This is a genomic window from Curvibacter fontanus (genome assembly GCF_054780335.1).
Genome location: NZ_BAAGWN010000046.1, coordinates 120,959 through 138,943, shown reverse-complemented (window position 1 = coordinate 138,943; position 17,985 = coordinate 120,959). Strand labels below are relative to the sequence as shown.

The window sequence follows — 17,985 nt, the reverse complement described above, 5'->3', positions numbered from 1 at the left end:
GGCCGTGTCCAAGAACCCGTTCATGCAGTTCGTTGTCAAGGGCGCCAAGGCCGGTGACAAGGTCAGCGTGAGCTGGAAGGACAACAAGGGCGACAGCCGCACCGACGAAGCCACGGTCTCCTGACCCCGACAAGGAGACAAAGCGATGACTGCGAAATTCAAATCTCTCGGCTGTGCCCTGGCTGCCGGCCTGTTGATGGCGGGCCCGGCACTGGCCCAGTCCGACGCTGAAAAGGCGATCGACGAGTACCGCGCGATGATCGCCGACGGCAATCCTGCCGAGCTCTGGGAAGCCAAGGGCGAAGATCTGTGGAAGAAGAAGGCGGGTCCGAAGAACGCCTCGCTCGAACAGTGCGATCTGGGCCTGGGCGCGGGTGTCGTCAAGGGCGCCTATGTGCAGCTGCCGCGCTACTTTGCCGATGCCGGCCGGGTCATGGACGTTGAAATGCGCCTGTCTTACTGCATGCGTACGCTGCAAGGCAAGGACGTCAAGGACGCCGCCTACAACAAGGATGATCACAAGGACATCATCGCCCTGGCCACCTACGTGGTGACCCAGTCCAAGGGCATGCCCGTCAACGTGCCGCAGTCGCACGCCGAGGAAAAGCGCATGTACGACCTGGGCAAACAGGCCTTCTTCTACCGCGCCGGCCCCTATGACTTTTCCTGCGCCACCTGCCACAACGCCGATGACAAGCGCATCCGCCTGCAGGGACTGCCCAACCTGACCCAGAATGGCCCGGCCGGCCGCGCCTTCACGTCCTGGCCCGCCTATCGCGTGAGCAACAGCCAGCTCTGGCCCATGCAGCAACGCCTGAACGACTGCCTGCGCCTGCAGCGCTTCCCGCATCCGGAATTCGGTTCCGAAGCCACCGTCGCCCTGTCGGTGTTCATGGGTGTCACCGGCAAGGGCGTGCCTTCGCTGGCTCCCACCATCAAGCGTTGATCCGGGGCAGGAGAATCCAATATGAAAAAATCCACATTTGTTTTTGCCTCCCTCACGGCCGTGGTTCTGGCTGGTTGCGCCACCTTTGCCGGTAGTGACAACAAGCAGGCCACCAAAGAGATGCTGATCAAATCCTTCGAGACCAAGGGCATTGCCTCGATCGACCGGCTGAACCAGGACGAACTGCAGTCTGCCTGCTCTGAAGCGGAGCTCTCCGGCAAGGACTTGGATGAGAAACAGCGTACCCGCCTGGAGGCTGCCGAAATGGCAACCATCAAGCCGCCGTCGGACGGCAAGTACCTGGGTGACTGGACCCGGGCCGAAGGTATTGCCCAGAGCGGGGTCGGCATGGCCTGGAACAATACGGCCACCACGGTCAATGGTGGTAACTGCTATGCCTGTCACCAGCTGACCAAGAAGGAGATCTCCTTCGGCACCCTGGGCCCGAGCCTGTACAACTTCGGCAAGATTCGCGGTGTGACCGACCCCAACAGTCCTGCGGCCAAGGCCATGGTCGAGTACACCTGGGGCAAGCTCTATAACGCAAAGGCCTACAACGCCTGCACCAACATGCCCCGCTTCGGCCACCTCAAAGGGCTGACCGAACAGCAACTCAAGGATCTGGTGGCCTATCTGCTTGATCCGAAGTCGCCCGTCAACCAGTAAAAGCAAGCCGGCGTCAAGCCCTCTCGTTGCAGCAAGAGGGCTTTTTTCATGGGCCAATTCAGCGGTCTGAGTCACCAGGATTTTGTATTCCGTTGGGAGTCTGCGCGTGAAACTTTTGCATCTGCTCGGGGGTTTGTGTCTGACGGTCTTGCTGGCGTTGGGCGGGCCGGCGCGCGCCCAGTCTCAACGGGTGCTGGCCATCAGCGAAGGCACCTCTGGCGGCCTCGACCATGCCCGCGTCATTGCCAAGTACCAGGACTTGGCCAACTTCATCGGAGACGTGCTGAAGACCAAGGTCAGCGTGGTGTTTATCCGCGAGTTCGCAACGCTGGAAAACGGCATGAAGGAGGGCAAGTTTGACTTCGTCATGGCACGCCCGAGCGACTACCCGGCACGCGGCATGCGCGACTACGGTTACCACTATCTGGCCAATGCCAAGCCGGATGGCCAGTGCCTCATCGTCGTGCCCAAGAACTCGCCTCTCCAGACGCTGGCCGATGCCCGCGGCAAGCGCTTCGTCATGCCCGAGCAGGTTTCCTACATGTCGCGCTTCTGCCGCGCCGCGCTGCGTGACCACGGCATCGATCTGGCCAAGGTGAACGTGCAATACGTCCGCGAGCAGGCTGCGGTCACCTTCTACATGGAGAACAGGTTTGCCGACGTCGGCGCCATCGCCTCCTACTCCGGCCCCGCGAAAAGACTCGACAAGGACGGATTTCGCATCCTGCACAGCAGCGTCACTCAACCCTATTTCCCGCTGGTGGCCCATGCCAGGTTCAAGCCCGAGCAGCTCAAGGCGATACAGCTGTCGCTGGCCTCGCTGTCGGAAAAGCCCGGGGGCCCCGAAATCCTGCAGCGCATCGGCATCGCGGCTTTTGATACCGGCGCGGAAGAACGCATGAGATCACTGCTGGCTTGGCTTGAGAAGTAAGCCGTCCCTATGCCCTTTCGGGAAAAGCAGCCGGCCTGGAGAATAGATAAAAACTACCATGATGGCCAGTCTCATTCTTTTTTGATGATGGTGTCCTGAGCAGCTTCGCCCGCGCCAATCTGCTCACACGCAAGAAAACCGCGAACTATTACCGGGCCCACATCACCGTGGCCGGTGCTGCGGCTTATGCCGTGACCGGCGATCTGCTGACGGCCTTCAAGCCGAGCCTGCTGAAGCCGACGGTGCAGGCCGTGGCTTTCTTCCTGCATGAGAAAGCCTGGAAGCGTGCCCCCTGCCGGATCGGCCCGCCTCTTTGACGAACGCCGAGCCTGCAGGAACTTGAGCCCGACCGGACTCGCCGGTTTTGCCTGTACGTAAAAACCGAGAGTCCTTTTCCAGGTGGCCCGACCAGAACCGTGGCTTTCGAGGTCTACAATCCGATTCCCCATAGAAGCAGACCGTTGGGACGGGGGGTGCGGATCACCGCACTGCTCGGCCCCATCACAAATCAGGCCTGCAGCAGGAGTTGATTGATGTCCAGCACCCCGTCGTCCAACGACAAGCGCGAGCAACTGCGCAGCGCCGCCCTCGAGTACCACGAGTTCCCCACCCCCGGCAAGATCGCCATCGCTGCCACCAAGCAGCTGGTCAACCAGCACGATCTGTCCCTCGCTTACACCCCTGGTGTGGCCGCCCCGTGCGAGGAGATCGTCAAGAACCCCAACAACGCCTTCAAGTACACCAGCCGCGGCAACCTGGTGGGCGTGATCACCAACGGCACGGCCGTGCTGGGCCTGGGCGATATCGGCCCGCTGGCCTCCAAGCCGGTGATGGAAGGCAAGGGCGTGCTGTTCAAGAAGTTCGCCGGCATCGACGTCTTCGACATCGAGATCGACGAAAAGAAGGACCTGGACAAGCTGGTCGACATCATCGCCGCGCTGGAGCCCACCTTCGGCGGCATCAATCTCGAAGACATCAAGGCGCCGGACTGCTTCTACGTCGAGCGCAAGCTGCGCGAGCGCATGAAGATCCCGGTCTTCCACGACGACCAGCACGGCACCGCCATCGTGGTGGCCGCCGGCCTGATCAACGGCTTGAAGGTCGCCGGCAAGGACATCAAGGATGTCAAGCTCGTCACCTCGGGCGCCGGCGCCGCCGCGCTGGCCTGCCTGGGCCTGCTGCTCAAGATGGGCATGCCGCGCAAGAACATCTGGGTAACCGACCTGGCCGGCGTGGTCTTTGAGGGCCGCACTGAGCTGATGGACGACGACAAGCGGCAGTTCGCACAGAAGACCGATGCCCGCAAGCTGGGCGATGTGATCGCTGACGCCGACATCTTCCTCGGCCTGTCGGCCGGTGGCGTGCTCAAGGCCGACATGGTCAAACGCATGGCGCCCAAGCCCATCATCTTCGCGCTGGCCAACCCGAATCCGGAAATCGACCCGGCCGAAGCCAAGGCCGCGCGTGACGACGTCATCATGGCCACGGGCCGCACGGACTACCCGAACCAGATCAACAACGTTCTCTGTTTCCCCTACATCTTCCGCGGCGCCCTGGATGCACGCGCGTCCACCATCACGGACGAGATGGAGATCGCCGCGGTGCGCGCCATGGCCGAACTGGCCCAGGCCGAACAGAGCGAGGTGGTGGCCGCCGCCTATGCCGGTGAGCAGCTGTCCTTCGGCCCCAACTACCTGATCCCCAAGCCCTTCGACCCGCGCCTGATGATCAAGATCGCGCCGGCCGTGGCCCAGGCGGCCATGGACAGCGGCGTGGCGCAGAACCCGATCACCGACATGGAGGCCTACCGCGAGAAGCTGCAGGCCTTCGTCTACGCCTCGGGCACGACCATGAAACCCATCTTCCAGGCCGCCAAGAAGGCCGCCAAGAAGCGCGTGGCCTATGCCGAGGGCGAAGAGGAACGCGTGCTGCGCGCCGCGCAGATCGTGGTGGACGAAGGCATCGCCCGCCCCACGCTGATCGGCCGCCCGGCCATCATCGCCCAGCGCATCGAGAAGTTCGGCCTGCGCCTCAAGGAGGGCCAGGACTACGACGTGGTCAACGTCGAGCACGACGAGCGCTACCGCGACTTCTGGCAGACCTACCACCGCATGACCGAGCGCAAGGGCGTGACCGTGGCCATCGCCAAGATCGAACTGCGACGCCGCCTCTCGCTGATCGGCGCCATGCTGCTGCACAAGGGCCATGTGGACGGCCTGATCTGCGGCACCTGGGGCACCAACCCCATGCACCTGCAGTACATCGACCAGGTCATCGGCAAGCGCGCGGGTGTTCACACCTATGCCTGCATGAACGGCCTGCTGCTGCCGGACCGCCAGCTTTTCATCCTCGACACCCACGTCAACTACGACCCCAGCGCCGAGCAGCTGGCCGAAATCACCACCATGGCCGCCGAGGAGATGATGCGCTTCGGCCTGCGCCCCAAGGCCGCCCTGCTGAGCCACTCCAACTTCGGCAGCAGCAACCAGCCCAGCGCGGTCAAGATGCGCCAGACCCTGGACCTGCTGCGCGTGCAGGCGCCCTGGCTGGAGGTGGACGGCGAGATGCACGGCGACGTGGCCCTGGACGCCGTGGCCCGCCAGGCCATCATGCCCAACAGCACGCTCAACGGACCGGCCAACCTGCTGGTCATGCCCAATATCGACGCGGCCAACATCGCCTACAACCTGCTCAAGACGGCGGCCGGCGGCAACATCGCCATCGGCCCGGTGCTGCTGGGCGCCGCCCAACCTGTCCATATCCTTACAGCCAGCACCACCGTTCGCCGCATCGTCAACATGACGGCGCTGACCGTGGCCGACGCCAACGCGTCGCGCTGAATCCGCAAGACAGCAAGCACCAACTTATTTTCATTCCTGACGCAAGGGCCTGCCCAATAATTGGGCAGGCCCTTGCTTTTTTGGGCCAGATCGGCGACACTCTCGGGCTTGAATCCTTCGGGTTTACCCGGGGAGTAATGACAAGGTCGACTCATGGCACGCAGCTCAGGCATCAAGTTGGTACTCACTGGCTTTTTGCTGGGGCTGGCTTGTGTGTCCACCGGTGTGGAGGCCCGCGGCCCGGCACCGACGGACGCGTCCATGACGGTGTCGGTGGCAGAACTGCCACGCCAGGGTGCGCAAACCTATCACCTGATCCTTCAGGGCGGGCCGTTCGCGTACGAAAAGGATGGTTCGGTGTTTGGCAACCGCGAGCGCTTGCTCCCGGCCCAGAAACGCGGTTACTACCGTGAATACACCGTGGCGACACCTGGTGCCCGCAACCGGGGTACGCAGCGGATTGTGTGTGGTGGAGCGCCGAAGACGCCGGATGCCTGTTATTACACGGCCGATCACTATGCGAGTTTTCGCCGGATCGTGCCCTGAATCGAATCAGTGTTATAGCCAAGAAAGTGACGCGGGGATGGATACACCACTTCGTACTGTGAGAACCAATATCGTTCAGTCGATCCGTGCCTTCCGGGTACCGGATCTGCAGGAGGCTGCCCAGGGCCTGGGTCACCACTTCCTGTACGCCAACCTGGCTCAGGCCCAGTCGCGGCAGGAGGTGCTCGACCTGATCGCCCAGCAGTTCATGCTGCCGGCCAACGTCGGCAAGAACTTCGATGCCCTCTACGACTGCATGACCGACCCGCTGCACAAGTCGGGCCCGCAGCCGGGTTTCATCGCTGTGCTGGAACACATCCCGGCCAATGCCAAGTTCGACAAGGAAGCCCGCGAGCAGCTGCTCGACATCTTCCGAGACGCGGCGGATTACTGGAGCGACCGCAAGGTCCCGTTCCGGTGTTTCTATTCTTTTCTGTAGCCCGTTCTGCACAAACCAGCCAAGCAGAACGGGCGAACGAGGCGAAGGTGGAAGGCGTCGCAAGCGAAGCCGCCCCGGCAGGGATAGAGCCAGGGGAGGAAGGCGGCGAAAAGATGCCGACCGACAAGCTGCTCGACGTGTCACCGTTGGCGCTGCGCATGAGCAGCCCGTTTAATGCTGGCTATTGGCTCGCTGCAGCGTAGCCAATAGCCAGCCGAAGCACCCCCTGAGTCGCTTCGCGCCTTCCCCCTCTGAAGAGGGGGACGCACCCAGCGGCCTGGCAAAGCCAGTTCCGCGGGTGCCCACGAACAAAAGCCACCGCTAGTCGGTGGCTTTTCACTTCATAGCGCCGGGGCTTGGGCTAGGGCCACGTACTCCTGCACGGGCACCTCTTCCGCGCGGCGTTGCAGGTCGAAATCGACGGTCACGCCTTTTTCCTCCAACCAGCGCCCCAGGGTATGGCGTAGCAGCTTGCGCCGCTGGCTAAAGGCCACCTGCACGAGCTTTTCCAGGCGCCTCACGTCCAAGGGCGCCGGCTGGGCATGCGGCACCATGCGCACCACGGCGCTGTCCACGCGCGGCGGCGGGTCGAAGCTCTCGGGCGGCACGAACAGCACGTTTTCCATGGCGTAGCGCCACTGCAGCATCACGCTCAGGCGACCATAGTCGGCCGTGGCCGGCGCAGCGACCATGCGGTCGATCACCTCTTTTTGCAGCATGAAGTGCTGGTCTTCGACCACGCCCACATGGTCCAGCAGATGGAAGAGGATGGGTGTGGAGATGTTGTAAGGCAGGTTGCCGACCACCCGCAGCTTCTGCGCATTTTGCACCCGGGCCAATTGCGTGAAATCGACCTTGAGCACGTCCGACTCGACCACTTCCAGCTGGGCATGGGCACGCAGGCGCGCCGCCAGATCGCGGTCGAGTTCAATGACGACGAGTCGCCCCAGGCGTTCGACAAGGGGCTGGGTGAGCGCCGCCAGGCCCGGGCCGATCTCGACCATGACCTGTCCCGGGCGCGGATCGATGGCGCGCACGATGCCGTCGATGATGCCGTCGTCGGACAGAAAATGCTGGCCGAAACGTTTGCGCGGAATATGCTTCATTGGGGCGCTTCGCGCAGCTCGACGTAGGCGCGCGCGCGCGTATCGCGCACCCAGTTGCCATAGGCCTCTTCGTACTTCTTCTCGCGCAGCATATTGCGCACCAGCGCACGCTGGTCGCGCGCACTGAGCGGAGCGTTGCGACGTTCCAGCAGCTGGATCAGGTGCACGCCGAAACGCGAGATCAGCGGCTGGCTGATCTCGCCCGGCGCCAGCTGGTCCATGACCCGCTCGAATTCAGGCACGAACATGCCGGGGGTGGCCCAGCCCAGATCGCCGCCCTGGGACGCGCTGCCATCCTGGGACTGCTGGCGTGCCAGTGTTGCAAAATCGGCCTCGCCGGCCACGATGCGACGGCGGAAATCGTTGAGCTTGTCACGGGCCTGGGCCTCGCTGAGCTGGGTGCTGGGCACCAGCAGGATATGGCGCGCATGGCTTTGTGTCACGGTCGCCGGCGGCAGACCGCTCACGCGGCGTTCCAGCAGCTTGATCACGTGAAAACCTGCCCCTGAACGCACCGGCCCAACCACCCCGCCAGGCGCCAGCGTGCGCGTAGCCTCCAGGAACAGGGGCGGATAGCGGTCCGCCGTGCGCAGGCCCAGCTGGCCGCCATTGGCACGATCGGCCGCATCGGAGAATTCACGCACCAGCGTGGCAAAGTCTTCGCCGGCTCGCGCACGCTGCAGTGCGCGCTGGGCCTTGGCCTCCAGCTCGGCCACCTGCTGCTCGCCGGCCCCCTCTGGCACGGCAACCAGCAGGTGCGCCATCTGGATCTGCTGGTTGGCCGGGTCAGCGCTGCGTTCCTGCTGTTCGGTCAGGTACTGCTCCACCTCGGCATCACTGACACGCACGCGCGCTTCCACTTCCCGCTCACGCAGACGGGTCAGCAGGAGCTGGTCGCGCAGCTGGTCGCGAAAGTGCTGGAGATCGATGCCCTCACGCTGCAGCTGCTGACGCAGCTGCGCGACGGACAGCTGGTTCTGGCTGGCCACGGACTGCTCGGCCTGGTCAATCGAAGGCTCGTCGACCTTGATGCCCTGCTCACGGGCAAGCTGCAGCTGGACACGCTCGCTGATCATCTGGTCCAGCACCTGCCTGGCCATCTCCCGCGCCTCCGGCAGGGGACGGCGCTGGGCCGCGAGCTGGCGCCGGATGCGTTCAACCTCGGCACGGACCTGCTGATTGGTGATGGGCTCGGCATTGACCACGGCGACGATGTAGTCACCCGCCTGCACGCCGGGCGCCGGCAGCGGGGCCAGCGGCGCAGAAGTTGCCGGTGTTGCCGGGGCACGCAGGCCCTGGGACCAGGCAGGCAGACAGGCCATGGCCGTCAGGGTCAGGACCAGATATCGGTAGCACGTCATGGGATCAATCGTAATTGCTGAATCGGCTGGGCGCGGTGACCTGCTCACGCAGGTACTGGTACCGCGGGATATTGCTCTTGAGGGTCTGCAGGGGATCGATGCCCAGGCGCGAGAAACCGACGAGCTCCAACTGGAACATGATGCGCTGGTTGGTCGACACCAGGCCCGTCTGCAGGCGCTCCAGCACGACACGTCCCAGCCAGCACCCCGCATCGTACTCAAACCCGATGATGGAATCGACCAGCTTGTTGTCCTGCAGGCTGTAGTTCAGGCGCCCGACGCTGTACCAGCGCCCCGAGCCCTGGCCACGGCCCGGCCCCAGATCCTGCCCGCGGTCACCCCACAGGTCATTGATCGGCCATTGCCAGCCGATGTCCACCAGTTCGCTCAGGTCGCGCTGGAATCGGTAAGCCATGTTGAGGACACGGTAGTGCCCCGGGTTGTAACGGGCAGAAACCGTGGAGCGGACGGATTTTTCCGTCGCCGGGTTGTACTGCACCGTGCTGTCCAGGTACCAGCGCGGATCGAGCGTCAGGCCGGCGCCCAGCAGGATGTCGCTGATGCCCTTGGCGGCCGGGGTGCCGCCGGGCAGCGTCACCCGCTGGTCCGCCAGACGGAAGCGCTGGGCGATGCCCAGGCGCACGATTTCGGCGCCGCTGTCGGGATCGAGCAGGCGGCTGGACAGGCCGGCCGTCAGCAGGTCGTTGTCGGCGATGCGGTCATTGCCGACAAAGGCGTTTTCCGCATAGATGCTGGCGAAGTTGAAGTCGGTGGCGCCGGAGTCGTAGTTGGGCAGATAGTTCTGGTCGACGTAGGGCGTGTTGACGTAGAAAAGACGCGGCTCCAGGGTCTGGCGGAAACGGTTGTCGAAATAGCTGGTTTCCCGCTCGAAGATCAGGCCGCTGTCCAGGCTGTAGGTGGGCACATTGCGCGTCGCCTGCCACTGGCCGTTCGCCAGTGGGGCGTCGAAGTTATAGGTGGCCGAATGCAGCTGCACCTTGGGCACGATGAAACCGGCCGCGCCCAGCAGGGGGTAGCTCAGCTGGCTGCGCATCACGCTGCGTTGGGTATTGGGCTGACCGGTCAGGCGGCGGTCGGCCTGGAAATCGGTGTAATCGGCTTCCAGCCCCACATCAAAACCACCCGCATCGGGCTGCAGATAGCGCCCTGTGATCTGCGGCATGCGATCGTAGGGGGGGATGATGGGCGCCAGCGGATCCTGCAGGGTCTGCCACTTGAGCGTGCGCAGCGAAGCTGAGTAAAAGTTCTTATTCCAGTTCAGCGAGGCGTCATTGGCCAACAGGCGCGATGTCAGGGAAGTCGTTGCGCGCGGGAAATCCCGCCAGTAGTCGTCATCGCTGACCCGGTTGAGGTTCAGGTTGAGACCCAGACCGCCAACACTGCGGCTCCCGGTGTCGATCACGCCAGTGTGCTGGTAGGAGCCGCCCCAACGGTCGCGGTCACGCAGCAGGTCACCCGGCATGTAGTCGGCACGCAAGCGACCCTGGTAAGCCTGCTCAAGATAACGGAACTCGCCGCCGTAATTGATGCCGCGCTTGCTCATGGCGGTCGGATAGAAGGTCGCATCCCGGTTGGGTGCGATGTTCCAGTAATACGGCACCGTCACCTCGGTGCCGCTGATGCTGTCCACCCCGAAAGTCGGCGCCAGCAGGCCCGACTTGCGCTTGTCCGTCAGGGGGAAACTCACTGAGGACACACCGACCAGGCGCACGTCCTTGAAAGTCAGTGCGGCGTCTTCTGCCTGCGCCGTCTCCTCTTCGCTGTCGAAACGCAGCGTGGCCGCGCGCAGGATCCAGTCCGGCATCCAGTCCGGTCCGGGCTGGCGCTGGCAGGTCGTGAAGGTGGCATTGCGCACCACGGCGCGCTTGTCGTCCAGGAAGTCGATGCGCTCGGCCTCGCCATGGGCATCGTTGGCCAGCAGCTGGTAACTCGGCTGCTCGAAGTAGCCCTCGAAGGCGTCCACCTTGAGCTCCAGCGCCGGGCCTTCAAAGATATTGCCGGCCTGATTGATGCGCACATGGCCCCGGGCCCGCGCCAGATCGCGCGCCTGGTCGTAGTCGAGGTGTTCGGCGCGGATCACCAGATCGGTCCGGCGCAATTCGACCTGACCCTCGAGCGCCACTTCGCTGTCGGTTTCAGCCGAAAGACGCTGGCCCGACAGGAAAGTAGGGGCGCCGCTGCGCTGCTCCTCCCCGATGCGCTCCTGCAATTGCGGGCTCATGCGCAACTGCAAGGGCGCCGCAGCGGCCGACGCCGACTGCTGGGCGTGCGCCCCGCTGCCCTGCCACAGCACACAGGCCAGCAGTGCCAGTGGTTTCAACACGGGACGCAAAGGGATGGACAAAACAGAAGGGCCCAGGGGAAGCAGGGTTTGTAGAATGGATTATCCATGAGCCTACCCACTTCCAGCCCTCTCGTTCCCTCTGCTGCGGGCCCGGCCGCGCCTTTTGTGTCCTGGTCTGATCCGGAGCGCGCCGCCGCGTTTGACCGCTGGCTGGGCGAATTGGCCGGCCCCCAGCAACTCCAGGCCGCCAGTCTGCGGCCGGCTTCGGCCGACGCCAGTTTCCGGCGCTACCTGCGCATCGACAGCGGCCTGGGCAGCCGCATCATCATGGACGCCCCGCCGGACAAGGAGAACTGCCACCCCTTCGTGCAGGTCGCCGGCCTCATGGCGCAGGCCGGGCTGAACGTGCCGCAGATTCTGGCCTGGGATGAGCTTCAGGGTTTCATGCTCCTGTCCGATCTGGGCGGCCAGACCATGATGCAGGTCATCGACAAGGACAACGCCGCAACCAATCTGCCCCTGTACCTGAAGGCGGTCGATGCCCTGGTCGAATGGCAGACGGCATCTCGCCCGGATGTGCTGCCGGCCTACGACACGGCCCTGCTGCGCCGCGAGCTGGAGCTGTTTCCTGACTGGTACCTGGCCAAATACCGCGGCGTCGCGGTCGAGGGCAGGCTGCGCGAGACGCTGGACAAGATGTTCGCGCTCATCATCGAGCGCAACCTGACCTGGCCTTGCGTCTACGTGCACCGTGACTTCATGCCGCGCAATCTGATGATCCCCGGTGATGCGGGTGAGGATCGCCTGGGCGTGCTCGATTTCCAGGACGCCGTTCACGGCCCCGTCACCTACGACATCGCCAGCCTCATGCGCGACGCCTTCCTGAGCTGGGAAGAGGATTTTGTGCTCGACGTCACCATCCGCTACTGGCAAAAAGCCCGCAAGGCCGGCCTGCCCGTGGGGGATGACTTTGGCGAATTCTATCGGGGTGTCGAGTGGATGGGCCTGCAGCGTCACCTCAAGGTGGCCGGCATCTTTGCGCGGCTGACGCTGCGCGACGGCAAGCCGCAGTACCTGGCCGATGCGCCACGCTTCATCTCCTACATCCGCGCCACCTGCGCGCGCTACGTCGAGCTCAAGCCCCTGCTGCGCCTGGTGGATGAGGTCGAGGGCATCACCGCGGTCAGCGGCTACGCCTACGGCCGCGTCTGAAACCCTATGGCTTGCTACCCCTGCGCCCGGGCTGAGCCTGTCGAAGCCCCCGCGCAGCCCTTCGACAGGCTCAGGGCGAACGGATGCCTGGGCACTCGCGCCTAGCTGTTCCCCCATACCTCGCTCAACCATGCCCCGCTTTTACTGCCTCGGCCCGCTGGCCATCGGCGCCACGCTGATGCTGCCTGCCGGGGCCGCACGCCACGTGCAGGTCCTGCGCCTGCAACCCGGGGATGCGATCACGCTCTTCAACGGCGAAGGCGGCGAATGTTCGGCCACCGTCACGCGCATGGGCCGCAGCGACGTCGAAGTGCAAGTCGTCTCGCACGCAGCCATCGAGCGTGAAGCGCCGCGCGCCGTGCACCTGGCCCTGGGCATGCCCGCCAACGAGCGCATGGACTGGCTGGTCGAGAAAGCCACCGAACTGGGTGCGGCCAGCCTGCAGCCGCTGCAGGCCGAGCGCAGCGTGCTGCGCCTGGCCGGCGAGCGCGCCGAGAAGAAACGCAGCCACTGGCAGAGCGTGGCCATCGCCGCCTGCGAGCAGTGCGGGCGCAACTCCGTGCCGCCCGTGCATCCCATCCAGGCGCTGCCGGCCTGGCTGTCGTCCGCTCCGACGGGCCATCGCCTCTTGTTGTCCCTGCAATCCGACAGCGTGCCGCTGCCACAACACCTCGCCAGCCTGGACGCCGGGCCGGTGCTTTTCCTCTCCGGCCCCGAGGGCGGGCTGAGCGCGGCCGAGGAGCAGGCGGCCCGCAAGCAGGGCTTTGTGCCCGTCAGTCTCGGCGCGCGCACCCTGCGCGCCGAGACCGCACCGCTAGCCGCCCTGCTTGCCCTTACACTGGCTCGATGAACCCACGCCTGCTGCTGCTGGCCGTCTGCCAGGGCCTGTTCTTCACCAACAACATCGTCTTCATCGCCATCAATGGCCTGGTGGGTCTGAGCCTGGCGCCGCTGGGCTGGATGGCCACGCTGCCCGTCATGGGTTATGTGGTGGGCGGCGCCCTGAGCACCGGCCTGGTGGCACGCACGCAGGCACGCCGGGGCCGGCAAGCCTCCTTCCAGATCGGGCTGATGGTGGCGCTGCTCTCGGCCCTGCTTTGCGCCTATGCCGCCTGGAGCCGCAACTTCTGGTTGCTGGTGGTCGCCACCTTGATCGCGGGTTATTACAGCGCCAATGGCCAGCTCTACCGGTTTGCGGCGGCCGAGCTGGTGGTTCCGAATGACCGCGAGAAGGCCGTGTCCCTGGTGATGGCGGGTGGCCTGATCGGCGCCATCGTCGGCCCCAACCTTGCCAAGTACACCCGAGATCTGCTGGCCACGCCTTTTGCCGGCGCCTACCTGGCCCTGGCCGTCGTGGCCTTGCTGGGCCTGCTGGTCATGGCCTTCGTGAAGTTCCCGCCGGCGCCGCCGGCCGTTGCGGGCGCGCCAGCCGGGCGTTCGATCTGGGAGATCACGGGTCAGCCCCAGTTTTTCGTAGCCATCGTCGGCGCCGCCCTGGGTTTTGGCGTCATGAACCTGTTGATGGCAGCCACGCCGCTGGCCATGCAGGTCTGCGCTTACCCCTTTGACGACGCAGCCCTGGTACTGGAGTGGCATGTGATCGGCATGTTCGCGCCGGGCTTCTTCACGGGCCACCTGATCAAGCGTTACGGGACGCTGGCCATCATGGGCGTGGGCGTGCTGCTGAACTTCCTGTGCATCGCCATCGCGCTCACCGGCGTGGACCTGCACCAGTTCCTCATTGCCCTGTTCCTGCTGGGCGTGGGCTGGAACTTCCTCTTCACGGGCAGCACCACACTGGCCCTGCAGTCCTACCGCCCGGAGGAAAAGGACCGTGCCCAGGCCACCATCAATTTCTGCGTCTTCGCCGTGATGGCGCTGACGTCCTTCGCCTCCGGCGCGCTGGTGACAACGCAGGGCTGGTGGCTGCTCAACATCGGCTCGCTGCTGCCGGTAGCCCTGACGGGCTTGGCCCTGGTGTGGCTGGCGGTGAAGCGCAAGGCGGTCTAGGACCGCGGCCCGATCAGCGGGTCCGCCTCACGCGCGCCGCGAGTGGCGCGCGACGTACGGCTGAAGCACGCCGTCCATCCGCGACGGCCAGCCCTCGCCGGCGGATCTGAAATACGCCACCACTCCCGGGCTGTAGCGCACGGACACCAGCAGCTTCTGGTTCTCCGACTTGGGCCGGCCACGTAGCGCCTTCATCGGAACCATGGCTTGTAGCTGCTTCGGACTCAGGGGTTGCGCATCAGGGTCGGTCTTTTGGCTGCCGCCGTGATCGGCTTGTCGTCTGCAGGCGCGGGCCGCACCACGCTTTCGCTGCAGGCTTGCCACCCGAAAAGAAGGACCGGTCTCGTGAGGTCGCTGGTCTGGACAGCGCACGAAAGCTCTCTTCGGTGATCGGGATAAGAACCACCTTTCCCACTCGATCAAGGGCTTCCACCAGTCGGTCAATTGTGCCGAAGGGGCGGCAAACGAAGACTACGGTTAGTCTCGTCGATGGATCCCGTAGATAACAGATTCGTCATCTTCCCGTCATCCTGGCGACTGTCGGGATTTTGCACAATTCGCGTTGAGAACTTCGACAAGTTCGGCCCGAACGGAGGAACTTGTTCAGCATTTCCCTAACGATGATCGTCACCGCCGACGCGACACACTTGTTGCGTCGGCATGTTTAGCAACTATCCGAATCAACCCACTGGAGCAACCTCATGAAAAATACCAAAGCTTTTCTTATTGCGCTGGCTTTCGCCGCCACCGCACCTGTTGCGATTACCGCTTACGCCCAGGCCATGAATCACGGCAAGATGGATGGCATGAACATGCCTGGTGCCAAGATGGACGGAATGGACATGTCGGCCAAGAATGCCGACAGCATGGCAGGCTCGATGACCGAGGGTGAGGTGCGCAAAGTGGACAAGGCGGCCAGGAAGATCACGCTGAAGCACAGCGACATCAAGAACTTGGACATGCCCGGCATGACGATGGTGTTCCAGGTCAGGGACGCGGCCCTGCTGGACAAAGTGAAGGCCGGCGACAGGGTCAAGTTCTCGGCCGAAAAGGCGGACGGCGCGATCATCGTCACCTCGATCGAAGTCGCCCGCTAAGACCGCAAGCAACCGCCCATTCACTGCTTGCATTGGAGATGCCCACATGAATACATCCAGGCGAAAATCGCTTCAGGCCCTGCTGGGTCTCGGAAGTCTGGCGGCGCTGCCCCGTGGCTGGGCTCAGGTGCGCGCGGTCGAACTCGGCGCGGTACCGGTGTCGCGCTCCTATGACCTGACAGTTGCCGAGACGGCCCTTAATGTCACCGGCGAGCCTGCCGTCGGCATCACGATCAACGGTACGATGCCCGGCCCGGTCCTGCGCTTCCGCGAAGGCGACGAGGTCGTGGTGCGCGTGACGAACCGGCTGCAGGAGATCACCGGCATCCACTGGCACGGCCTGCTCGTACCGAATGACCAGGATGGTGTTCCCGGTGTCACTTACCCGGGCATTCGGCCGGGCGAAACCTTCACCTACCGCTTCAAGCTGCGCCAAAGCGGCACCTACTGGTATCACAGCCATGCGGCGCTGCAGGAGGCTGCCGGCTATTTCGCGCCGTTGATCATCGATCCGGCCAAACCAGACCCGTTCCAGTATGACCGCGAGTACATCGTGATGATCTCTGACTGGATCGACACGCCACCAGCACAGGTGCTGGCCAATTTGAAGAAGGTCGACGGCTATTACAACTACCGCCGCATCACCACGCCACAATTCCTGGCACAGCTGCGCAATGCACCTGACGCGAAGGCACGTGACGCGCTCCGCGCAGAGCGAAGTGAATGGGCGAAGATGCGCATGGACCCCACTGACTTCAGTGACGGTGGCGAGGAATGGACCTCCCTGCTGCAAGGCAAGCGGCCGGACGAGAACTGGACGGGCCTGTTCCGGCCGGGGGAGCGTGTGCGGCTGCGCTTCATCAACGCTTCGCCGATGAACTTGTACGACGTGCGCATACCGGGCTTGCCGATGACCGTGGTACAGGCTGACGGCCAAAACGTACGGCCGGTCGAGGTCGACGAGTTCCGAATCGGCAATGGTGAAACCTACGACGTGATCGTACAGCCCAAGGAAGCGCGTGCCTATACCATCTTCGCGCCGACGATCGCCCGCGTGGGCTACGCGCGAGGCACACTGGCGCCCGAAATCGGCATGAGCGGCCCGGTACCCGATATGGGGCCCAGGCCGGTACGCACGATGGCTGACATGGGCATGGGGGGCATGGACATGGGCGGCAATTCGGCCGCTATGCCAGGCATGGATATGGGACAAACACTCGATGGGGGCGGGCAGGCCGGGATGGCGGCAAAACCCCCGGACCCGCATGCGGGCATGGCAATGCCGGCATCACCCGGGGGCGGCGGCAGCGCGGACATGGGCGGCATGCCCGGGATGGCAGGCATGCCGGACAGCGGCGAGGCCGCGGCTCCGAAGGTGCAGGCCGACGCGGATGGTCTGCGCCGGCTGAAGTACGCGCACCTTCGGGCAGAGACACGCAATGCCGACAGCCGCGCGCCGGAGAAGGAGCTGCTCGTTCGACTCACGGGTGACATGGCGCGCTACTTCTGGTCCATCAACGGCAAGAAGCTGTCCGAGTCGCAGCCATTCGAAGTCGGCGTTGGAGAACGGGTGCGCATCAAGATGGTGAACGAAACCATGATGGAGCACCCCATGCACCTGCACGGAGTCTTCATGGAACTCGTCAACGGCAATGGCCGGTACGCGCCCCGCAAGCACACCATCATCGTTCCTCCCGCCCAGACGGTCGAACTGGACGTCACCTACGAGGACGAAGGAACGTGGGCGTTCCATTGCCACCTTTTCTACCACGCCGCCACCGGCATGATGCGGCTGGTCAAAGTCGCCTGAGGGATCAAGTAAAAATGTTGCTGCAAAGAAACGTCGTAGCAAGCGCCTCGTTGGCGGTGGCTGCCTTGGGATTCTGGACCGGCGCCGCGCAGGCCATGGAAGATGAATCGATCTACTCCTACACCAGGGTGGAGGCTGCCGCGGGCAAGGTGCCTGAGCAGCCAGGATCAAGCCAGACGCTTGTCGTTGATGGCTGGGTGGGCGGAGACTTCAACCGCCTCTGGTACCAATTCGACGGCGAAAGGGTGAACGGACGCACGGAAGCGGCCGAGACCCAGCTGCTCTACGGCAGGTATGTCGCCCCGTTCTGGGACGCGCAGATCGGCCTGCGGCATGACAGCAGCCCTCGCGGGCGGGACTACCTTGCGGCGGGTGTACGGGGGCTGGCCCCTTACCTGTTCGACGTGGACTTGAAGCTCTTCGTGCGCGACGACGGTGAGCTGTTCGGCCGCACCCGGTTCGAGCGCGACGTGCTGCTGACGAACCGGTTCATCGCGCGCCCGTATCTTGGCGTGGAGTGGGCGGGTTCCAACCAGGACTCCACTGTCCGTGGCGGCCCGTACCAGACGGATCTGGGGATGCAGGCGCGCTACGAGTTCAACAGGCGCGTGGCACCCTTCGTCGACGTCTCGCGCACCTTCTATCCTCTCGCGCAATCCGACGGCTCGCGCCCGGTCACCACGCTGCGCGCGGGCCTGCGCGTCATCTTCTGATTT

Annotated in this window: 19 protein-coding genes; 15 read left to right on the top strand and 4 right to left on the bottom strand. The window is 64.2% G+C overall.

The features are described 5' to 3' along the window. The 9 genes from ACYVH8_RS16885 to ACYVH8_RS16845 all read left to right on the top strand — a co-directional run. A partial coding sequence (locus ACYVH8_RS16885; RefSeq protein ID WP_460487512.1) for a thiosulfate oxidation carrier complex protein SoxZ occupies positions 1-124 on the top strand: 124 nt, incomplete at its 5' end. Between the two features lie 21 nt (positions 125-145). Then, positions 146-946: a sulfur oxidation c-type cytochrome SoxA gene (soxA, locus tag ACYVH8_RS16880; protein WP_460489976.1), complete on the top strand. Its 801-nt coding sequence runs from the start codon at positions 146-148 to the stop codon at positions 944-946. Between the two features lie 21 nt (positions 947-967). Next, the gene (gene soxX / locus ACYVH8_RS16875) at positions 968-1,612 is read left to right on the top strand and encodes a sulfur oxidation c-type cytochrome SoxX (RefSeq protein WP_460489975.1); all 645 of its coding nucleotides are present in this window, start codon (positions 968-970) and stop codon (positions 1,610-1,612) included. Between the two features lie 106 nt (positions 1,613-1,718). Continuing rightward, positions 1,719-2,543: a phosphate/phosphite/phosphonate ABC transporter substrate-binding protein gene (locus tag ACYVH8_RS16870; protein WP_460489974.1), complete on the top strand. Its 825-nt coding sequence runs from the start codon at positions 1,719-1,721 to the stop codon at positions 2,541-2,543. Between the two features lie 167 nt (positions 2,544-2,710). Then, positions 2,711-2,860 (top strand): DUF2061 domain-containing protein, encoded by a 150-nt coding sequence (locus ACYVH8_RS16865; RefSeq protein WP_460489973.1) that lies wholly within the window; start codon positions 2,711-2,713, stop codon positions 2,858-2,860. Positions 2,861-3,076: 216 nt separating this feature from the next. Further along, positions 3,077-5,383: an NADP-dependent malic enzyme gene (locus tag ACYVH8_RS16860; protein WP_460489972.1), complete on the top strand. Its 2,307-nt coding sequence runs from the start codon at positions 3,077-3,079 to the stop codon at positions 5,381-5,383. A gap of 153 nt (positions 5,384-5,536) precedes the next feature. Beyond that, positions 5,537-5,929, top strand: a complete 393-nt coding sequence (locus tag ACYVH8_RS16855; RefSeq protein WP_460489971.1) for a guanyl-specific ribonuclease — start codon at positions 5,537-5,539, stop codon at positions 5,927-5,929. A gap of 37 nt (positions 5,930-5,966) precedes the next feature. After that, positions 5,967-6,368 (top strand): barstar family protein, encoded by a 402-nt coding sequence (locus ACYVH8_RS16850; protein ID WP_460489970.1) that lies wholly within the window; start codon positions 5,967-5,969, stop codon positions 6,366-6,368. After that, on the top strand, positions 6,347-6,571 hold the full coding sequence (locus ACYVH8_RS16845) for a hypothetical protein (protein ID WP_460489969.1): 225 nt from the start codon (positions 6,347-6,349) through the stop codon (positions 6,569-6,571). The genes ACYVH8_RS16850 and ACYVH8_RS16845 overlap by 22 nt, the downstream gene beginning before the upstream one ends. 138 nt (positions 6,572-6,709) lie before the next feature. Here the strand turns inward: ACYVH8_RS16845 and rsmA are convergent, their stop codons facing one another. The 3 genes from rsmA to ACYVH8_RS16830 are packed head-to-tail and all read right to left on the bottom strand — an operon-like array spanning position 6,710 to position 11,179. Further along, entirely contained in the window at positions 6,710-7,474 is a 765-nt protein-coding gene (gene rsmA, locus ACYVH8_RS16840; protein ID WP_460489968.1) for a 16S rRNA (adenine(1518)-N(6)/adenine(1519)-N(6))-dimethyltransferase RsmA, read from the bottom strand. Then, positions 7,471-8,835, bottom strand: a complete 1,365-nt coding sequence (locus ACYVH8_RS16835; RefSeq protein ID WP_460489967.1) for a peptidylprolyl isomerase — start codon at positions 8,833-8,835, stop codon at positions 7,471-7,473. Before ACYVH8_RS16835 ends, rsmA begins: the two co-directional genes overlap by 4 nt. A gap of 4 nt (positions 8,836-8,839) precedes the next feature. Next, complete coding sequence (locus ACYVH8_RS16830; RefSeq protein WP_460489966.1) at positions 8,840-11,179, bottom strand: LPS-assembly protein LptD; 2,340 nt, start codon at positions 11,177-11,179, stop codon at positions 8,840-8,842. A gap of 66 nt (positions 11,180-11,245) precedes the next feature. Between ACYVH8_RS16830 and ACYVH8_RS16825 the strand changes: the two genes are divergently transcribed. The 3 genes from ACYVH8_RS16825 to ACYVH8_RS16815 all read left to right on the top strand — a co-directional run bounded on the left by ACYVH8_RS16825 (position 11,246) and on the right by ACYVH8_RS16815 (position 14,362). Continuing rightward, the gene (locus tag ACYVH8_RS16825; protein WP_460489965.1) at positions 11,246-12,352 is read left to right on the top strand and encodes an aminoglycoside phosphotransferase family protein; all 1,107 of its coding nucleotides are present in this window, start codon (positions 11,246-11,248) and stop codon (positions 12,350-12,352) included. Positions 12,353-12,482: 130 nt separating this feature from the next. Next, on the top strand, positions 12,483-13,202 hold the full coding sequence (locus ACYVH8_RS16820) for a 16S rRNA (uracil(1498)-N(3))-methyltransferase (RefSeq protein ID WP_460489964.1): 720 nt from the start codon (positions 12,483-12,485) through the stop codon (positions 13,200-13,202). Beyond that, positions 13,199-14,362 carry an MFS transporter gene (locus ACYVH8_RS16815; RefSeq protein ID WP_460489963.1) on the top strand — a complete coding sequence of 388 codons (1,164 nt, stop codon included), beginning with the start codon at positions 13,199-13,201 and terminating at the stop codon, positions 14,360-14,362. Before ACYVH8_RS16820 ends, ACYVH8_RS16815 begins: the two co-directional genes overlap by 4 nt. Positions 14,363-14,389: 27 nt before the next feature. Here the strand turns inward: ACYVH8_RS16815 and ACYVH8_RS16810 are convergent, their stop codons facing one another. Further along, positions 14,390-14,566: a BrnA antitoxin family protein gene (locus ACYVH8_RS16810; protein ID WP_460489962.1), complete on the bottom strand. Its 177-nt coding sequence runs from the start codon at positions 14,564-14,566 to the stop codon at positions 14,390-14,392. 497 nt (positions 14,567-15,063) lie between these two features. Here ACYVH8_RS16810 and ACYVH8_RS16805 point away from each other — a divergent pair, with 497 nt between their 5' ends. Genes ACYVH8_RS16805 through ACYVH8_RS16795 form a run of 3 tightly spaced genes read left to right on the top strand, consistent with a single transcriptional unit; the run spans position 15,064 to position 17,982 of the window. After that, positions 15,064-15,459 carry a copper-binding protein gene (locus ACYVH8_RS16805; protein ID WP_460489961.1) on the top strand — a complete coding sequence of 132 codons (396 nt, stop codon included), beginning with the start codon at positions 15,064-15,066 and terminating at the stop codon, positions 15,457-15,459. Positions 15,460-15,505: 46 nt separating this feature from the next. Beyond that, complete coding sequence (locus tag ACYVH8_RS16800; protein WP_460489960.1) at positions 15,506-17,269, top strand: copper resistance system multicopper oxidase; 1,764 nt, start codon at positions 15,506-15,508, stop codon at positions 17,267-17,269. A gap of 14 nt (positions 17,270-17,283) precedes the next feature. Further along, on the top strand, positions 17,284-17,982 hold the full coding sequence (locus ACYVH8_RS16795) for a copper resistance protein B (RefSeq protein WP_460489959.1): 699 nt from the start codon (positions 17,284-17,286) through the stop codon (positions 17,980-17,982). The last annotated feature ends 3 nt before the right edge of the window (positions 17,983-17,985 follow it).